The sequence below is a fragment of the Pseudomonas sp. PDM25 genome, assembly GCF_019219045.1.
GTDB lineage: Bacteria > Pseudomonadota > Gammaproteobacteria > Pseudomonadales > Pseudomonadaceae > Aquipseudomonas.
The window spans coordinates 63,612-79,992 of the sequence record NZ_JAHUWL010000009.1; the positions used below are offsets into that span (position 1 = coordinate 63,612).

At 58.3% G+C, this 16,381-nt stretch carries 18 protein-coding genes; 12 read left to right on the top strand and 6 right to left on the bottom strand.

What is annotated here, in order from left to right; all coding sequences use genetic code 11:
- Positions 1–37 precede the first annotated feature (37 nt).
- Positions 38–907, bottom strand: a complete 870-nt coding sequence (locus tag KW848_RS18265; protein ID WP_218537642.1) for a helix-turn-helix transcriptional regulator — start codon at positions 905–907, stop codon at positions 38–40.
- 409 nt (positions 908–1,316) lie between these two features.
- Here KW848_RS18265 and KW848_RS18270 point away from each other — a divergent pair, with 409 nt between their 5' ends.
- The 12 genes from KW848_RS18270 (at position 1,317) to KW848_RS18325 (ending at position 11,589) form a co-directional block, all read left to right on the top strand.
- Complete coding sequence (locus KW848_RS18270; RefSeq protein WP_008152440.1) at positions 1,317–1,511, top strand: Flp family type IVb pilin; 195 nt, start codon at positions 1,317–1,319, stop codon at positions 1,509–1,511.
- A 142-nt stretch (positions 1,512–1,653) separates the two neighbouring features.
- A complete protein-coding gene (locus KW848_RS18275) occupies positions 1,654–1,851 on the top strand; it encodes a Flp family type IVb pilin (protein WP_218537643.1) in 198 nt (65 codons plus the stop codon).
- Between the two features lie 27 nt (positions 1,852–1,878).
- Positions 1,879–2,409 (top strand): prepilin peptidase, encoded by a 531-nt coding sequence (locus tag KW848_RS18280; protein WP_218537644.1) that lies wholly within the window; start codon positions 1,879–1,881, stop codon positions 2,407–2,409.
- Positions 2,410–2,411: 2 nt separating this feature from the next.
- A complete protein-coding gene (locus KW848_RS18285) occupies positions 2,412–3,740 on the top strand; it encodes an AAA family ATPase (protein ID WP_218537645.1) in 1,329 nt (442 codons plus the stop codon).
- A 15-nt stretch (positions 3,741–3,755) separates the two neighbouring features.
- Positions 3,756–4,562 carry a Flp pilus assembly protein CpaB gene (gene cpaB / locus KW848_RS18290; protein WP_218537646.1) on the top strand — a complete coding sequence of 269 codons (807 nt, stop codon included), beginning with the start codon at positions 3,756–3,758 and terminating at the stop codon, positions 4,560–4,562.
- 78 nt (positions 4,563–4,640) lie between these two features.
- Positions 4,641–5,981, top strand: a complete 1,341-nt coding sequence (locus tag KW848_RS18295) for a TadE/TadG family type IV pilus assembly protein (protein ID WP_218537647.1) — start codon at positions 4,641–4,643, stop codon at positions 5,979–5,981.
- 8 nt (positions 5,982–5,989) lie between these two features.
- Complete coding sequence (locus KW848_RS18300; RefSeq protein WP_218537648.1) at positions 5,990–6,469, top strand: TadE/TadG family type IV pilus assembly protein; 480 nt, start codon at positions 5,990–5,992, stop codon at positions 6,467–6,469.
- Positions 6,469–6,963, top strand: a complete 495-nt coding sequence (locus KW848_RS18305) for a TadE/TadG family type IV pilus assembly protein (protein ID WP_111451745.1) — start codon at positions 6,469–6,471, stop codon at positions 6,961–6,963. Before KW848_RS18300 ends, KW848_RS18305 begins: the two co-directional genes overlap by 1 nt.
- Positions 6,957–8,177 (top strand): AAA family ATPase, encoded by a 1,221-nt coding sequence (locus KW848_RS18310; RefSeq protein ID WP_218537649.1) that lies wholly within the window; start codon positions 6,957–6,959, stop codon positions 8,175–8,177. Before KW848_RS18305 ends, KW848_RS18310 begins: the two co-directional genes overlap by 7 nt.
- Before the next feature lie 3 nt (positions 8,178–8,180).
- Positions 8,181–9,614 (top strand): CpaF family protein, encoded by a 1,434-nt coding sequence (locus KW848_RS18315; RefSeq protein ID WP_111451747.1) that lies wholly within the window; start codon positions 8,181–8,183, stop codon positions 9,612–9,614.
- The gene (locus KW848_RS18320; RefSeq protein WP_218537650.1) at positions 9,611–10,597 is read left to right on the top strand and encodes a type II secretion system F family protein; all 987 of its coding nucleotides are present in this window, start codon (positions 9,611–9,613) and stop codon (positions 10,595–10,597) included. The genes KW848_RS18315 and KW848_RS18320 overlap by 4 nt, the downstream gene beginning before the upstream one ends.
- A gap of 29 nt (positions 10,598–10,626) precedes the next feature.
- The gene (locus KW848_RS18325; protein WP_218537651.1) at positions 10,627–11,589 is read left to right on the top strand and encodes a type II secretion system F family protein; all 963 of its coding nucleotides are present in this window, start codon (positions 10,627–10,629) and stop codon (positions 11,587–11,589) included.
- Between the two features lie 300 nt (positions 11,590–11,889).
- Here the strand turns inward: KW848_RS18325 and KW848_RS18330 are convergent, their stop codons facing one another.
- The 5 genes from KW848_RS18330 to KW848_RS18350 all read right to left on the bottom strand — a co-directional run bounded on the left by KW848_RS18330 (position 11,890) and on the right by KW848_RS18350 (position 16,291).
- A complete protein-coding gene (locus KW848_RS18330) occupies positions 11,890–12,159 on the bottom strand; it encodes a DUF3613 domain-containing protein (protein WP_218537652.1) in 270 nt (89 codons plus the stop codon).
- Positions 12,160–12,177: 18 nt separating this feature from the next.
- Entirely contained in the window at positions 12,178–12,888 is a 711-nt protein-coding gene (locus KW848_RS18335) for a tetratricopeptide repeat protein (RefSeq protein WP_192411021.1), read from the bottom strand.
- Between the two features lie 119 nt (positions 12,889–13,007).
- Positions 13,008–14,240, bottom strand: coding sequence for a type II and III secretion system protein family protein (locus KW848_RS18340; protein ID WP_192411020.1), 1,233 nt, complete (start codon positions 14,238–14,240; stop codon positions 13,008–13,010).
- Positions 14,241–14,877: 637 nt separating this feature from the next.
- Complete coding sequence (locus KW848_RS18345; protein ID WP_218537653.1) at positions 14,878–15,519, bottom strand: LysE family translocator; 642 nt, start codon at positions 15,517–15,519, stop codon at positions 14,878–14,880.
- Between the two features lies 1 nt (position 15,520).
- Positions 15,521–16,291: a 2OG-Fe(II) oxygenase gene (locus KW848_RS18350; protein WP_218537654.1), complete on the bottom strand. Its 771-nt coding sequence runs from the start codon at positions 16,289–16,291 to the stop codon at positions 15,521–15,523.
- Positions 16,292–16,381: the final 90 nt, after the last annotated feature.

Here is a 16,381-nt window from a genome sequence, read left to right on the forward strand (position 1 = left end):
AATGAGCGGCGTTTTTGTGTGCGCGTATAAAACCGCATCAACCGCTGAGGCTTTGAACCAGGCTTTCGAGCGCTTCAGTGGTTTTTTCATCGTGCACCATTTGCGCAGCGGCAGTCGCTCTGAGTTGGCGTGCCAAGCGGTATTCGCTGGGCGTGCAGTTTGCGAACTGCTTGAAAGCACGAGCGAAGTAGGAAGGATCCTTGAAGCCGGCCTCATAGCCGATGCTGGTAATAGGCATCTGGCTGTTGTCGAGTAGTTCTTTGGCGAAGTTCATGCGCTTGTTCAAGATGTAATCCGTGAAGCCAAGTCCATTGGCTTCCTTGAACAGGCGGCTGAAGCGAAAGGTCGTCATGCCGCAGCGCTGCGCCAAATCTCTCTGATCAATGCTGTCCCGAAAGTGCTGCTCGATGTACAGCATGATGTTGCTCAGGGCCTGATGTTTTTGGTGCCCGGAGGTCAGCCGGATGCTGTCTGGCAGGGTCGGGGAGTGGTCGATGAGCCGTGTCTTGCGGTGGTCAACAACATTCCGGCGCAGCTCGCAGAGCTGAACTACAGCAGTCAGGTAGCGATTCCTCTCGGTGACCGAGAGGGGGAGCACTATGTATTCCCAGACGCTGGAACGCATGGCCCAGACGGCCAGTTCTTCTGAGTGCTGCACGGTGAACATGGTGATTGGGATGGCCGGTGCGCTGCGTTTGATCTCCAGCAACAGTCTCAGGCCTGGTGTGTCGGGGCGATCGAAATGGATGCAGATCATGTCTGCGTGTTCCCCGATGGGCAGCACGGAGTTTTTCGCCAGTTTGCCGTCGCAGGTACCCTCGAACTGCGCGATGAGTTCTTTCGTGGATCGATCATGAGTCAGATCGAACCATAGGAGCGTTGGCCTTTTGGTCAAGTTGGACGTCATGTCTCTACTCTTGGATTCTTAGCGACTCTTTACGCTAAGCAGTATCGTCAATGTGCCATCACCTTGCAGATTTAATCTCGATATGAAAGTCGGGTTTTAGTTCTATTCGTTCTATGGGTTGCCTGGAAAGCAGCCCAGGCGACTGTTTGCTTATGTGTTTTCGATGAGCCCGGGTCTAACCGCTTATCGCTTGTGAATTAGTGACAATCGCATTTGCCCTGTCATGCCTTATTTACCCCCTCCCGTTACTTCTGCAAGGCCAATGACCCCTATTTGGCCGCTCCGCAAAAAAGTCCTAGCGATGTGCAAAATCCTCCTAACGGCTATGCCTTCACCCTGACTAAGGTTGCATCAGGCAGCGCAAAACGTACTGCTTCCGGAAAAACAACTTTCGAGTGAGGTGGGCAAAATGAACATGCAAACAATCAAGGCTTCGGTAGTGAAGTTCGCCAAAGACGAAGACGGTCTGACCATTGTGGAATACGCGGTGGCGGGTGGTTTGATTACGGTGGCTGTTGCCACAGCGTTCGTGACGCTTGGTGGCCAGGTAAATACCAAGATCACGGCGCTGTGCACTGCGGTTAAAGGTGGCGTCGCCTGCTAATTCCCGCCGGGGGACGCGTCGATGTCCATGGAATAACCGGCTGCCTCTATTTCTGATAGGGCGCCGGGCAACTTTCTTAATGGATTTCGCGTTGTCCCTGCCAACTTACGTTATGAGCGGCATGGCCGCTGGAGTGATCAAAATGACTCTGCAAACAATCAAGGCTTCGGTACTGAAGTTCGCCAAAGACGAAGAAGGCCTGACCATTGTGGAATACGCGGTGGCGGGTGGGTTGATTACGGTGGCTGTCGCCGCAGCGTTCGTAACGCTTGGGGGCCAGGTAAATACCAAGATCACGGCGCTGTGCACCGCGGTCAACGGTGGGGCCGCTTGCCCATAACAATAAGTCGCACTCGGGAGGCGCACCATGTCCATGGAATTGCTGGTTTCGACTGTTTTACTGCTAGGACTACTGGGCGTCGCGGTGGTGAGCGATCTGCTTCGCCACCGTATTCCCAACATGCTGGTCCTGTTGGGCCTTGCCCTGGGAATGGCTGGTCAAGTCTATTCAGGCGGTGTCAGCGGATTGGGTGACAGCCTGTTGGGTATGCTGATCTGTTTTGGGATGTTTCTGCCGATGTACGCCGTGGGTGGCATGGCCGCCGGTGACGTTAAGTTAATGGCCATGGTCGGCAGTTTTTTACCGATTCATTACGCATTGTGGGCTGCCATGTTTAGCCTGATTGCCGGCGGCGTATGCGGTTTCCTGATCGTGCTGTTCCGCGGTCAATTACTTCAAACCCTGGGGCGTTATTGGCTGATTGTGAGGGCGCAGGCTTATCTGGCGCCGACTTCCGATGAAGTAGCCGGCAAGCCTTTCCCTTATTCGATTGCAATCCTGATCGGCACTTTAATCAGCGTCTACTGGCAACTGGTTGCCGGCGGATTGGGAGCTTAGTCATGCACGTCATCGTCGAAAGTGATGCCTACTCCTGCGATCGGGGCGCGGTGCAACGATTGGCTCCTCAGCCATGCACAATCCGCGAGACGGGTCTGACCGACAGTTTTCTCGGTGAGTTGGTGTGCAAGCATTTGTTTGATGCCGGCGTGCTGGACATGTCGCGGCTGGTGGAGCGCCTGGCGCTGACCGGCGCGGTACTTGAAGAGGTCCTGGCGTTTCTGCGCAAGGATGGTCGTGTCGAAGTGCTTGGCCAAGGGAGCCAAACAGGCGGGCAGATGTTGCGTTATGGCTTGACCGAGCGCGGTCGCAGTGCCGCCCGCGATGCCCTGTCGCGCAGCGGCTATATCGGTGCGGCACCCTTCCCGGTGAGTACCTACCGTTCCCTGATCAAACTACAGACCATTCACCATGGTCGCATCAACGCCAACGATATGCGCAATGCCCTCGCGGGCGTAGTGCTCACGGAGGGGATGCTCGATCAGTTGGGTGTGGCGATGAACTCCGGGCGCGCAATCATGATTTATGGCCCTGCGGGTACCGGCAAGACCTATGTCAGCAGTCGGCTGATTCGTCTGTTTGCCGAGGCCATCTGGGTGCCTTATGCCATCGTCATCAACGAGTCGGTGATCGAGATCTATGACCCGCAGGTGCATCAGCGGCTCGATGACAACGCTCAGCAGAACAATCTAATGCTCAACGAAGGGATCGACCGTCGACTGCTGCGCTGCAAACGCCCGATTGTCATTACGGGCGGTGAATTGAGCATGGAGCAGCTGGACGTTCGTTATGACCCTTTCACCCGTCAGTACCAGGCTGCCCTGCAGCTCAAGGCCAGCAATGGCCTGTTCATCATCGACGACATGGGACGCCAGCGCATGGCACCCGCCGAGCTGTTGAATCGCTGGATCGTCCCGATGGAAGAGAAACGCGATTTCCTCAACCTGGGCGGCGGTCGGCATTGCGAACTGCCGTTCGATCTGATTCTGGTGTTTTCCACCAACCTCAATCCTCTGGAACTGGCCGATGAGGCCTTCCTTCGCCGGATTGGCTACAAGCTGCAGTTCGGTTACCTGAAGCCCGAGGAGTACGAAAAGATCTGGCGCCAGGAAAGCGAGCGTCTGGGCATGCCTTATGACCAGCTGCTGGTGCGTTATGTGCTGCAAAGGCTCTATGCAAGTGAAGGCATGCCCCTGGTGCCTTGCCATCCCCGCGATCTCCTGAACATGGCGCTCGATCGTCAGCGTTATATGGGCGGTTCCGGACCACTGTCACCGCAAGATTTGGAATGGGCCTGGCACAACTACTTCGTCCAGCTCAACTTTCTTTGATACGGAGATACTGACATGAGCTCTCGTACTCTTACCCTGATAGGCGTTTCCCTGGTCATGGGCCTTGGAGCTGCATGGATGGCCGACTCCTGGCTGAGCGCACGTCTCAACGCCAGCCCGGATGACCACCTTCGAAGCGTGGTGGTCGCCACGGTAGAGATTCCATTCGGGCAGATGGTCGAGGCCCAGCAGGTTACGACCATGCGCATGCCCATGGACACGATCCCGGACGATGCCTTCGACTCCAGCGAAAAAGCAGTGGGCAAGATCGCTACGTTCGACATCCTGAAGGGCGACATTGTGCGCGGTGCGCGTCTGAGTGAGCACTTGGGTGGCAGCACCCTGGCCTCTTTGATTGCCCCCGACAAACGCGCCATATCGGTACGTGTGGACGATGTGGTCGGTGTGGGCGGGTTCCTGTTGCCGGGCAACCGGGTCGATGTACTGGCGACCAAAACTACTAGTGCCGGCAGTAACAGCGCCGTGTCCAGGACCATCCTTGAAAACCTGCGTGTGCTGGCGGTGGACCAGACGGCAGGTACCGACAAGACCCAACCAGTGGTGGTGCGAGCAGTGACGCTGGAGATGTCGGCTGCCGAGGCAGAAACCCTGGTCACGGCGCAGACGGAAGGCAAGTTGCAACTGGCGCTGCGTAACCCACTGAACCTCGAGAAGAAAACCGCAGCTGTTGCGCCTGTTGTGCCGGCCATGGCTTTGGCCGCCGTCGCGGTGCCAAAACGCGTGGTACAGCGCAGCAGCGGAGAGGGTGGCGGGTCTATTACCGTTATCCGCGGGACCCAAGCCACTGTCGTCAAACGTTGACAGGGCGGTAGGGGTGCCCGGGCACCAAAGCATTGGCGGAGCCGATCCGGATCAGTATCGGTAAACGAGGGCTTGAAGATGAATAATCGTATTCAGCGGCCGTTCACTGCGACGCCATGGCGCCAGGAAGGATCGGTGAGTGTATTGATGGTGTTTGCGTTGGCGGTGATTGGCATGATGGCGGCGCTGGCTTTGGACGGCGGGCATATGATGCTGAACAAAACGCGCCTGCAGAATGCGGTGGACGCCGCCGCCCTGAGCGGCGCCAAAACCCTGAGTCAGGTGGAGGGTGGCAGCAACATTGCCAGCACGACGCGCGCTGCCGCGCTCAGTACGCTGATGCAAAATGCCAATGCCACGGGCAACAATGAATTGGCAACGGCTATTGGCAGCAACGCAGGCACATTTGCAGTGGTGGAACTGGCAAATAGCGTCTATGGCCCGTTCTCCTATCCCGGGCCTTCGGATGCCAAGTACGTTCGGGTATCGGTACCGAACTATAGCCTGACGGGGTTTTTCTGGAACTTCGCTCAGGTATTCGGCTCTGGCGGCCTGGGGGCCAAAGCGGTGGCTGCGATCGCCACCGCTGGACCCAGCCCTACCAGTCCTTGTGATCTCTCACCTTTGATGGTCTGTGGCGACCCGACTCAAAACAACCCGGGCGCTGGCATGTTCTGGGGCTTCCAGTTTGGTGATTTGCAGGTATTGAAGACGGCTGCCGGTAATTCGTCGCCCATTGGTCCAGGCAACTTTCAGTTGCTCGACTTTGGCTCGGGCGGCAGTACCGTCAGGGAGGACCTGGCCGGAGGTGGCAAGGAATGCCGCAGTGTGGGGGACAATGTCCTGACCGCCCCTGGCAACAAGGTCGGCCCTAGCTCTCAAGGCCTGAATACGCGCTTCGGCATCTACAACGGCCCGGTCAGTGCCTCGGACTATCCACCGGACCTGGTGACCACGTCCAGCAACCCCGCAATCACTTACGACGAATCAGTCTCCCCGCCACAAGCGAAGTACCAGGGGCAAACCGTCACCTCGAGCAACGGCAATCTCACCGCGGGCAGCAACGCGATATTTGACTACAACGACTGGCGTGCGAGCACTGCCGCGTGTGTGGCAGGGGGCAGTGGCTGTCAGAGCAATGGGGTGTTCGAGCGCCGAATGATGAAAGTCGTGGTGGGCAACTGCACCGGCAAACAGGGCGGTTCAACCTCGATCCCCGTGCTGGGTTTCGGTTGCTATTACGTGGTGCAGCCAATGAGCGGCGGCGGCACGGAGTCGCAGATCTTCGGACAGTTCGTGAAGGAGTGCGAGGGCGACAACGTGGCAGGCCCCTCGCCGTCAACCGATACCGGCCCGCAGATCATTCAGCTCTACAAAACCTATCTCACCGGCAGCAGCACTCCGAGCACTGACTCGTAGGAGGCGTCATGAGAATCCACGCGTTTAAACATCCGCAGCGCCAGCAAGGCCTGGCCATGGTGGAATTCACCCTCGTCCTGCCGGTGTTGCTGTTGCTGTTGCTGGCCTTCGGTGAATTCGGCCGCATGCTCTATCAATACAACGTGCTGCTGCAGGCCAGCCGCGATGCCGACCGTTTCGTCGCTAGCCAGGCCTGGAACTCGACGCTTGGTCAGGTCGCTCTGAGCAGTACGCTACTGACCCAGACGAAAAACGTTGCGGTCTATGGCGTGCCTGCCAATACCGGGACCGCTGTGGTGTCAGGGCTGACGACTGGCAACGTGGTCGTCGCCGCAGTGGGTACCGACCATGTGCGGGTCACCATCACTTATACGTTCTGCCCGGTGATTGGCGGTGGCAATTGTGGCGGCTCGATTCCGGGTTTCTTTGGTAATCAGATTGCGCTGAGCATTCCGCTGGTTGCCACTACCGTGATGAGGGCACTGTGATGAATAGAAAACACATGCGCGGCACCTATACGGTGGAGTTCGCCTTCATTGGTCTGCTGATGTTCACGCTGTTGTTCGGCGTGTTGGAAATGGGCCGCCTGTACTTCACGGTCAATGCACTGGATGAAGCCGTACGGCGTGGTACGCGCCTGGCTTCGGTGTGCAATATCAGCGATCCGGTGGTTCTGCGGCGGGCGATATTCAATGCCGCGACCGATGCAGGTGCGAGCCAGCTGATCGGTGATCTGGCCACCACCAACCTGACGTTGACCTATCTGGACGTCAATGGTGCTCTGGTGGCCAACCCCGCTGACCTGGTCAGCGTCAATGGTTTTCGTGCCATCCGCTATGTCCAGTTGAGTCTGCAAAACTTCGTATTCAATCTGTTTATTCCCGGGCTCCGCGTGCCCATTACCTTGCCCGCATTCAGGGCAACGTTGCCACGCGAAAGCCTCGGGCGTCATTCCGGTTCCGGGGAGATCACGCCATGCTGAATACCAAGGAAACACCCGTCTCCAGTTCGACCGGCAAAGCCGGGCTCAGGTTGCTGATCAGTAGCCGTGACGCCAGCTCTTTGCGCGACCTGCAGAGCGTCTGCCAACGCATGCCCAGCCTGGAGGTGAGTACTCGCCTGGTGAGCAACGGGCATGTCGACCCGCTCTACGGTCTGGACCGGATGCCTGATCTGTTGCTGTTGCGCGTTAGCGACCTGTGGCGTGAAGAGCTGTCGGCACTGTTGCAGCACCCGGCCCATGAGCGTCCGCCGATGTTGGTGTGCGGACTGCTGAGCGAACAGGAAGCCATGCGCCTGGCGATGCAGGCCGGTGCCCGGGACGTGCTGCCGGAGCCCATCGCCGAGACCGAACTGGTCGCCGCCTTGAATCGTCTGGTCACGGAAGTTCGGACCGGCAGTGGGGCAGAAGGAAAATTGATCGCCGTGATGAGCGCCAAGGGCGGCTCTGGCGGAACCCTGCTGGCCTGCAACCTGGCTCAGCAACTGAGCATCAAGGGTGGCAGCACCCTGTTGCTGGATATGGACCTGCAATTTGGCAGCGTGACGCATTATCTGGATGTGGCGCAGACGCACAGCCACCTGGAGGTGTTGCACCAGATCGACGGCATGGACAGCGTTGCGTTACGCGGTTTTTGCGGTCACTTCAGCCCGACCTTGCATGTGCTGGGCGGTCGAGCCGGTGAGCTGTCCTTGCCGCAGGATACCCAGCCCGAGCAACTGGACACCCTGTTGCAGTTGGCCCGCGCCAGCTATGGCTGGGTGGTGATCGACCTGCCGCGGCAAATCGATCACCTCACCGGCTCTGTGCTGGAGCAGGTGGATCGGGTGTACGTGGTGGTGCAACAGAGCGTCAGCCATCTGCGCGATGCCAGCTCCCTGGTGCGGATTCTTCGCGATGACCTCGGCGTGCGAGGGGATCAATTGCAGATAGTGGTCAACCGCTATGACAAGGCGGCAGCGGTCAGCCTCAAGGATATCGGCGAGGCGCTGCGCTGCACCAATCTGTCGACGTTACCCAACGACTTCAATCTGGTCAGCCAGAGTCAGAACACTGGCGTGCCGTTGGGGCTGCATGCGCCGAGGGCAGCGATCACTGCTGCACTGCGCAACATGACCGAGGACCTGGTCGGTCAACAGGTGGCCGGCAACAAAGGCTTGCTCAAACGTGCCTTCAACCGTTTTTTCGGGGGATGACCCATGATCAGCGACTTTCGTAACCGCTTGCGCAAACAGTCCGGTAAACCCGCCGCTGCCCAACCGGGCGACGACCTGTTGGATCCGGTAGAGGAAATAATGGCGTGGGAGCGTGCAGCGCCGGACGTTCTTTACGAAACCAGAAGTCAGGTCACCCCGGTGGAGGCCGAGTGGCGGGAAAAGATCTACCAGCAGTTGCTCAAGGTCATGGACCTGTCCTTGCTGGACTCCCTTGAGCAGGCCGAGGCTACTCGGCAGATTCGCGATATTTGCCTGCGCCTGCTCGATGAGCATACGGCACCAGTGAGTACCGTCAGCCGTCAGTTAATCATCAAGCAGATCACCGACGAGGTACTCGGCCTGGGGCCTCTGGAACCGTTGCTGGCCGATCACACTGTGTCCGACATTTTGGTCAACCGGCATGACTCAGTGTATGTCGAGCGCTTCGGCAAACTGCAACGGACCGATGTGCGTTTTCGCGATGATCAGCATTTGCTGAACATCATAGATCGCATCGTCTCCAGCCTGGGTCGGCGTATCGACGAGTCTTCGCCGTTGGTGGATGCGCGGCTCAAGGACGGTTCGCGGGTCAACGCGATTATTCCGCCGCTGGCCATCGACGGCCCGAGCATGTCGATCCGGCGTTTTTCCGTGGACCTGCTCAATACCGACAGCCTGATCCAGGTGGGGGCTTTGACCCCGGCCATTGCCCTGCTACTCAAGGCGATTGTCCGTGGGCGCTTGAACGTGCTGATTTCCGGCGGTACCGGCAGCGGCAAGACCACCATGCTCAATGTGCTGTCCAGTTTCATCCCGCACAACGAGCGGATCGTTACCATCGAAGACTCTGCCGAACTGCAGTTGCAACAGCCCCATGTGGTACGCCTGGAAACCCGGCCTTCGAATATCGAAGGGCGTGGCGAGGTGGGCCAGCGGGAGTTGGTGCGCAATAGCTTGCGGATGCGTCCGGACCGCATTGTGATCGGCGAAGTGCGCGGTGCCGAGGCGCTGGACATGCTGACAGCGATGAACACCGGTCACGACGGCTCGTTGACCACGATCCACGCCAACACCGCACGCGATGCGCTGGGGCGGATCGAGAACATGGTGTCGATGACCGGGGCGACCTTCCCGATCAAGGCCATGCGCCAACAGATCGCTTCGGCCATCGGAGTGGTCATCCAGCTGGAACGCCAGGAGGACGGCAAGCGTCGCCTGGTCAGTGTGCAGGAGATCAACGGCATGGAGGGCGAGATCATCACCATGACCGAAATCTTCTCCTTCGTGCGCCAAGGCATAGGCGAAAACGGCGAAGTACTGGGTGATTTTCGGCCCAGCGGCATGATCCCTGCCTTCCGCGATGTGCTGGCCAAGCGCGGCATCGAGTTGCCGCTGACGATGTTCAGGCCTGAGTGGATGGAGGCACGGCAGTCATGAGCCATATTCCTGGTGAATTCATTCTGATGTTCCTCGGCATGGTGTTTATCGCTGTGTTCCTTCTGTCCCAAGGGGTGGTGGTGCCGGTGTTCGGCGAGGCCGGCAAGATGCGCAAGCGCATCCGCGGCCGTTTGCACATTCTGGAGAAAGCCAACAATCTGCCCAACATGCAGACGGTGTTACGGCAGAAATACCTGACGCGCTTATCGCCACTGGAGGCCATGCTCGAGCAGTTGCCCTTTATGGCGAGCCTGACCCAAGTGATCGAGCAGTCCGGTCATGAATATCGTGCTTATCGGGTGCTGTTGCTCGGGCTGTTCCTGGGCGCCTGTGCAGGCATCTCGGTCTTGATGATCTCGTCAGTCTGGTGGATGGCGCTGCTGGCGGGCTTCGGAGTGTTCTGCGTACCACTGCTGAAAATATCTCGTGACCGTGGCAAACGCTTCGCTGAGTTTGAGGAAGGCCTGCCAGATGCACTGGATGCCATGTGCCGTGCGCTACGCGCTGGACACCCGTTCAACGAAACCCTGCGCCTGGTCGGCGAGGAGCATAAGGGGCCGGTCGCTCAGGAGTTCGGTCTGACCTTCGCCGATATCAACTATGGCAACGATGTACGTCGGGCCATGCTCGGCCTGCTTGAGAGGATGCCGAGCATGACGGTGATGATGCTGGTGACCTCGATCCTCATCCATCGCGAGACCGGCGGTAATCTGACGGAAGTGCTGGAACGTCTGAGTCGGCTGATTCGCGGGCGCTTTCGCTTTCAGCGCAAGGTCAAGACCCTGTCGGCCGAAGGGCGGATGTCGGCCTGGATACTGGTGGCGATTCCCTTCGTGTTGGCGATTGCGATCATAGTCACCAGCCCCAGTTACCTGCCTGTGCTGGTCAATGATCCCATGGGCCATAAGCTGATCATCGGGGCGTTCAGCGCCATGTTGCTCGGGATTCTCTGGATACGCAAAATCATCCGGATTCAGGTTTAAGCGGTATTCGCTACCGGGAGGTAGAGATCATGGACTTTTTGCTCGGGTTGTTCAGTCGGGTCACGGGGAGCGAGGAGCTGGCGCGTCTGTTGTTCATCGCCTCGATCGGTTTGAGTACGGTGCTTGCGGTCGTCGCCGTGATCTTGCTGATGATGGGGCTTCAGGATCCGGTGCAGCGTCGTCTGGCGCTGATCAAGCGTGGTCATTTAGGCAACACCGCAGGACAGGAGGCTCCGGGTAATCTGCAACTGTTGCTGGAGCGGGTCGGCCAGCACTTTGGCTCGGCCGAATCGGCTCAGACGTCCGTCACCCAGACCCTGTTGATACATGCGGGGTACCGTTCCTCGTCGGCGCTGCAGATGTACTGGGCTGTGCGCTTGATGTTGCCGCTGTTATTGATCGGTATTACGTTGCTGCTGTTGCCGATGATTCCCAAGATGTCCCTGATCATGGGGTTGCTGTTGGTGGCCATGGCGGCCGGTATCGGATGGTTGGTGCCAGCGCTCTATGTCGCCAAGCGTAAGCAGTTGCGACAAGGTCGGTTGCGTGCCGCGTTTCCGGATGCGCTGGATCTGATGGTGGTGTGCGTGGAGTCGGGCCTGGCCCTGCCCTCGACCATCGAACGGGTGGCTGAGGAGATGTCGGTCAGCCAGGCCGAACTGGCTGAAGAACTGGCCCTGGTCAATGCGCAAATCCGCGCGGGCATTTCCAGTACCGAGGCGCTCAAACAGCTGGCCCTGCGCACTGGTCTGGATGATGTACAAGGGCTGGTCAGCCTTTTGGCGCAGAGTATCCGCTTTGGTACCAGCGTGGCCGATACCCTGCGCATCTATGCCGACGAGTTCCGTGACCGGCGTACGCAGGCCGCCGAAGAGATGGGGGCGAAAATCGGCACCAAGCTGATATTCCCACTGATTTTCTGCCTGTGGCCGAGCTTCTTTCTGGTCGCTATCGGCCCTGCCATGATCGGGGTGTTGAGAGCATTCGGGTGAGGTAAACGGTCGGAGGCTGTCGAGCGCGATGGCCTTCCCCCCCCCCGAGCCTGATCTGCACTTTCCTGTCATGGATCTACACATTTCCCGCAGGCTGCGATCATTTGATTCAGAGAACCAGGCTACGAATTGCCTGGGTCCTCGGAATCAAATGATCGCAGCCTGCGACCGCTCCGGGGTAATCCGGCCAGGGTTGAATAATGTGTAGAGACCACTGCTTTCCTGCACACGACATTAAGCCCGGCTTTGCAGCCAGGCTACTCTGGACTACGCCAGAGGCTGATCACCCATAGACAGGCCTCAGTTGCTGGTGGTGATTTTCCCCGCTGCATCCTGGTCAAAAAACTCCGGAATCGGGTAGTTGAAGCTGTTCAGCCAGCGCTGCATGGCCAGGTCACGTTCGGTGGCCGAAGCGGTTTGCAGTTTAGGGGAGGCAACCACACCGCGAATCTGAAGCTGCATCCACTGTTCGGTACCTTGTTGATACGGCGAAGAGGGGCCCGGCTCAATGGCCCAGGCAGTGGTGGACAGGCACGCCATGCACACGATCAACAGCCTTTTGGTCTTCATCTCGACTCCTCGTACGTTCTACTTGATCGCACTGGAAGAGGCATCGGCTACCTCAGTCCGGCGATTCCCCTCGGAAGCCACCACCTTGTTGGCGGAGGCCTTGAGTTTTTCCGCGCGGATTTGAGCTTCTGCGAATTGCTTGGGGCTCAAGTCGGCGCGGGTCACGAGTTCGGAAGCCGCCTTCCAGTTATCCTGGTAGATCAGCAACGTCACCATATTGAGTGCCGCCAGTGTGTTTGCCTGCTTGAGTTCCATGGCGGTCATGAACTCAAAACGCGCTTCCGGGATCCGTCGCTGATTGAGGTAGACGACCCCCAGGTCATTACGCATCCTGTCGTCAGTGGGGTCCATCTTCACCGCATTCTCAAGGTGAGCGGCTGCGGCGGCGTTATCATTTTTTTCTGCGGCCAACTGGCCCAGACCATGTTCCCCATCAGCAGCCAGACAGGTGCCGAGCAGACTTTGATACAACGGCCCCGCCTCGCTACGCCCCATCAAGCGCAGCACTCGAGCCTTGCGCAGGCGAACCTGGACCAGGTTATCGGGCAATCCTTCCAGATTCGCCAGGCTGGCATACAAACGGCCTTCGTTGGCCATGTTGTCGGCCAGGTTCAGGGCCAGTTCTTGATCAGAGCCGGGCTTGGCACAGCTCGCCGGTCGCGAAGACAGGCCATTGCTGGCACAACCTGCGAGCATTATTGTCGCCGCTATTGCAATGACTGCTTTCATCGAATGTCCTCTGGCTACAACACGTTGAACGCCTGGCCAATGGCAATGAAGCTGGCCTGGCAAGTGTTCAACATCACCGTTACGAGTGAGGGCGAGGCACGTCTGGTTCAGGCTTCGGTTCATTGCGAGAGCCCACTGAGACTGTCGAAGTTGCCATTTTCCAGGAAGAACATGCGGTAGAAGTTCGGGTCGTAATTGCGCAGTTGCTCGCCAGGCAATGACGGTAGTTGTGCATTCGCAGCCAGTGGCTGGACCAGATGGGGGGTGACGATCATCAGCAGTTCGCGCTCTTCACGGTTGATGCTGTTGTCGCGGAAAAACGCGCCCAGAATCGGAATATCGCCCAACCCCGGAAACTTGTTCACCCGGGAATCGTTGTGGGTGCTGATCAGGCCGCTGATGACGAAGCTTTCGCCGTCGGCCAGAGAGATGCTGGTATCGGTACGGCGTACGGTCAGGGCCGGGACGATCGTGCCGGCGATGCTCACTGCGTTGGTGAAGTCCAGTTCACTGACTTCCGGTGCCACCTTCAGCGCGATACGGTTTTTCCCGACGATGGTCGGCGTCAGGGTCAGGCGGATACCGAACTCCTTGTACTCGATGGACACGTTATCGCTGCCTGAACTGGGCACCGGAATCGGTACTTCACCGCCGGCCAGGAAGCTCGCACTCTGCCCGCTGAGCGCTACCAGGCTTGGCCGCGCCAGGGTGTAGGCGAAACCACTACCCTCCAGCGCGTTGAGCGCCACCAGGGTATTGCCGGTAGCAAAACTGAGGTTGAACATGTCGTTGTTCACGGGCAGCGACGGCCTGACAATGCCGTTGATGGTGGGCAGGGTTCTCGGCGAGCCGAACAGGAAGTTGCCCCGGACGCCGAAAATCGAGGCGGAAGCTTCCTTGAGCTTGGTCCGGCTGACTTCAACGAAGCGGATATCGGTCTGCACCTGGCTTGGCAGCAGCGGGTCGTCGGAAGGCACCGACGGCACGCTGGTCAGCGCCGCGGTGGCCTTACCCTTGACGAACACCATGCTTTGGCGCGGCGTTTTCGAACAGGCGGTCCAGACCATCAGGCTGGTGGTCCCCGGTGCAACGCCCGTGAGTATGAAGGCGTTGTTGCTACTGTTTGCACTGGATTGCACGTCGGCAATTTTCGGGTCACCCACCGCCAGTTGTGTTATCGGAACGGGGCTGCGCAATTCACTTTGCAGCCCCTGGCCGACCTCATACGTTGTCGGCCAACTGTCCAGTTGCGAACAATTGTTCGGCGCGGCCTGAGCCGCATTCACGCTGAGGCCTGTCCAGAACAGGCCATGGATGATTCGCTTGAAAGCGGGCACGGGACGAAGGCTCATTTAATACATCCTCACTGGATAGGCCATCTTTAGGCTGACTGATTTGTCACGGATCACTTCACGGGGACCGGACTATCCCCCCCAATGCGTCAGACCACTTGTCCATGGTCTTGGTGTTATTCCTTACGTGCTACACACGAGCGAGCGCAATTCGCTGATCTGGCTGGATAGCGAGCGACCTTTGCTAAAACGGTTTTTAGTGATCCGGTTATCTGGACTGCTCGCCAGAGCGAAACTTGCGGCTATGGACGGTACTGTCCGCCGACGTGGCTCCCCCGGAAAGTAATCGGCAATGAAGGTACAGAGCCGGAAAACGCCTGACAGGATCATAGAGAGGTAACTCCTTTTGCCTATTCACCATCTGATCACTGAAGCTAACGTGAAAACTCGAGCCGTTATGACTTCTTATTGCTTCAACGTTAGTTCAATCAAACCAAAGTGCCATGATTTTTAAAAAAAACCACGGGTGCAAAGACTGGAGAAAGGCGGGCGGGAGAGCGGTGCAGGCAAGGTCATAGCGCAGTGCGGTTGCCTGATATTGACGGGTTATGCTGAGTGTCCAGTCCGTAGAACCGTACGAACGGTGGTGTGAGAGGACGGCGGCTGTAAAGCCGCCTCCTGCTCGATTCACGGGTATTTACATCGACAAAATCAACCGGCCGGCAAACAGGATCAGGATCACTCCCATGCTCCGTTCGAACCAGTGCCCCAGGCGCATGAACAGCAATCGCACCTTGCTGCTTGAAAAGAACAGCGCAACGATGACAAACCACAATGCGTTCACGAAACACATCCAGAGACCGTATAGCGCCTGAATCTTGAGTGGTGTCGTGGTGCTGATGATCGTGGTGAAGATTGCCAGGAAAAACAGTGTCGCCTTGGGATTGGTGGCATTGGTCAGAAACCCGGTGGTAAACGCTTTTAGCAGTGTTTGCTCGACCATCGGTTCGTCTGCATTTTTTTCACCCTCCGGCATGGATTTGGGTTGGCTGCGCAGCAGGCTTACGCCGAGGTACAGAATGTAGGCGCCGCCCACGACCTTGGCCACGGTCAACAGCCAAGGCGTGGTGTGCATCAATGCGCCGACGCCGAACAGGGTGTAAAGCACATGCACGGAAATGCCCGCACCGATGCCCAGCGCGGTACAGATCCCCACCCATCGACCGAAACGCACGCTCTGGCGGATGGTGACCGCAAAATCCGGTCCGGGGGCGACGACGGCCAGAAAGTGGATAGTTGCCAGCGCCAGGAACTCGCCCAGGTAATTCGAAAGCTGCATCTCAACTCCAGAAGGTAAGGGGTGATGCGTTGCCGCGATAGCCGACAAAGAATGAAAGGCTTAAGCGCGGATCGGCCACGCCCGGTGTCACCGAGTGCATGCGGCGTGAATTGAACATGATGAAATCTCCCGGATCCGGACGAATCTCCAGGGTCGGCGGGCCGAGCAGGGACGGATCGATGCCGTAATTGTCGCCGCGCATGTCGTCGAACTGCTCCGGGGAAATATCGTCGTCCCACATCTGTAGCGCGCCGCCCTCGATCGGCATGTTGAGGTAAACATTGCAGGCGAACTGCGACTCCAGACTTCGCGCCTGGAAACTGTCCGGGGCATCCTTGGCGAAAATGTCGTGATGGGCCAGAAAGCACACACCGGGTTTCACTACCCGTGAAAGCCCGACGTACATTTTGCGACCGTAGAGATTTTCCAGGTGCGCACCCGCCGGCCAGGACTCGTCGAGCATGCAGCGCAGGGTGTCGACCGGGGACGAGTAGGGCGCACAGCGACTGCGCAACTCCGCGATGTTACGGGTGGCACGCTCGAAATAATCTTCGATCAGGAGCGGCTGGTTTTCCGCTTCGTAAAACGCCATGCCAATGCGACCGATACTCGGCGCATTGATGTATCCCTCGAAGCCAGGGGCGAGGATCTTGTCGCCAATCTGAATCGCCAGCGGTCGGGGCAGAAAGCCTTTGACGCGCACGGCGAGGACTTCTTTATTGGCCAGTTTTTTTATGCACGTCTCATCGAGACGCTCGACGTCAAGCATCATGTCTTAGGTCCATCTATCAGATAGTCAACAGAACCCGCGAACGCAGGCTCCCCCGGCGTCAGGCGATGACAGGAACGGCATCGCCCAAAT

What these genes read in the sequence shown, in the direction of transcription:
- KW848_RS18280 (WP_218537644.1), top strand. Translation starts at nt 1,879, where the DNA reads ATGTCCATGGAATTGCTGGTTTCGACTGTTTTACTGCTAGGACTACTG.
- KW848_RS18345 (WP_218537653.1), bottom strand. Translation starts at nt 15,519, where the DNA reads ATGCAGCTTTCGAATTACCTGGGCGAGTTCCTGGCGCTGGCAACTATC.
- KW848_RS18310 (WP_218537649.1), top strand. Translation starts at nt 6,957, where the DNA reads ATGCTGAATACCAAGGAAACACCCGTCTCCAGTTCGACCGGCAAAGCC.
- KW848_RS18275 (WP_218537643.1), top strand. Translation starts at nt 1,654, where the DNA reads ATGACTCTGCAAACAATCAAGGCTTCGGTACTGAAGTTCGCCAAAGAC.
- KW848_RS18265 (WP_218537642.1), bottom strand. Translation starts at nt 907, where the DNA reads ATGACGTCCAACTTGACCAAAAGGCCAACGCTCCTATGGTTCGATCTG.
- KW848_RS18335 (WP_192411021.1), bottom strand. Translation starts at nt 12,888, where the DNA reads ATGAAAGCAGTCATTGCAATAGCGGCGACAATAATGCTCGCAGGTTGT.
- KW848_RS18300 (WP_218537648.1), top strand. Translation starts at nt 5,990, where the DNA reads ATGAGAATCCACGCGTTTAAACATCCGCAGCGCCAGCAAGGCCTGGCC.
- KW848_RS18340 (WP_192411020.1), bottom strand. Translation starts at nt 14,240, where the DNA reads ATGAGCCTTCGTCCCGTGCCCGCTTTCAAGCGAATCATCCATGGCCTG.
- KW848_RS18315 (WP_111451747.1), top strand. Translation starts at nt 8,181, where the DNA reads ATGATCAGCGACTTTCGTAACCGCTTGCGCAAACAGTCCGGTAAACCC.
- cpaB (WP_218537646.1), top strand. Translation starts at nt 3,756, where the DNA reads ATGAGCTCTCGTACTCTTACCCTGATAGGCGTTTCCCTGGTCATGGGC.
- KW848_RS18350 (WP_218537654.1), bottom strand. Translation starts at nt 16,291, where the DNA reads ATGATGCTTGACGTCGAGCGTCTCGATGAGACGTGCATAAAAAAACTG.
- KW848_RS18330 (WP_218537652.1), bottom strand. Translation starts at nt 12,159, where the DNA reads ATGAAGACCAAAAGGCTGTTGATCGTGTGCATGGCGTGCCTGTCCACC.
- KW848_RS18320 (WP_218537650.1), top strand. Translation starts at nt 9,611, where the DNA reads ATGAGCCATATTCCTGGTGAATTCATTCTGATGTTCCTCGGCATGGTG.
- KW848_RS18295 (WP_218537647.1), top strand. Translation starts at nt 4,641, where the DNA reads ATGAATAATCGTATTCAGCGGCCGTTCACTGCGACGCCATGGCGCCAG.
- KW848_RS18285 (WP_218537645.1), top strand. Translation starts at nt 2,412, where the DNA reads ATGCACGTCATCGTCGAAAGTGATGCCTACTCCTGCGATCGGGGCGCG.
- KW848_RS18270 (WP_008152440.1), top strand. Translation starts at nt 1,317, where the DNA reads ATGAACATGCAAACAATCAAGGCTTCGGTAGTGAAGTTCGCCAAAGAC.
- KW848_RS18305 (WP_111451745.1), top strand. Translation starts at nt 6,469, where the DNA reads ATGAATAGAAAACACATGCGCGGCACCTATACGGTGGAGTTCGCCTTC.
- KW848_RS18325 (WP_218537651.1), top strand. Translation starts at nt 10,627, where the DNA reads ATGGACTTTTTGCTCGGGTTGTTCAGTCGGGTCACGGGGAGCGAGGAG.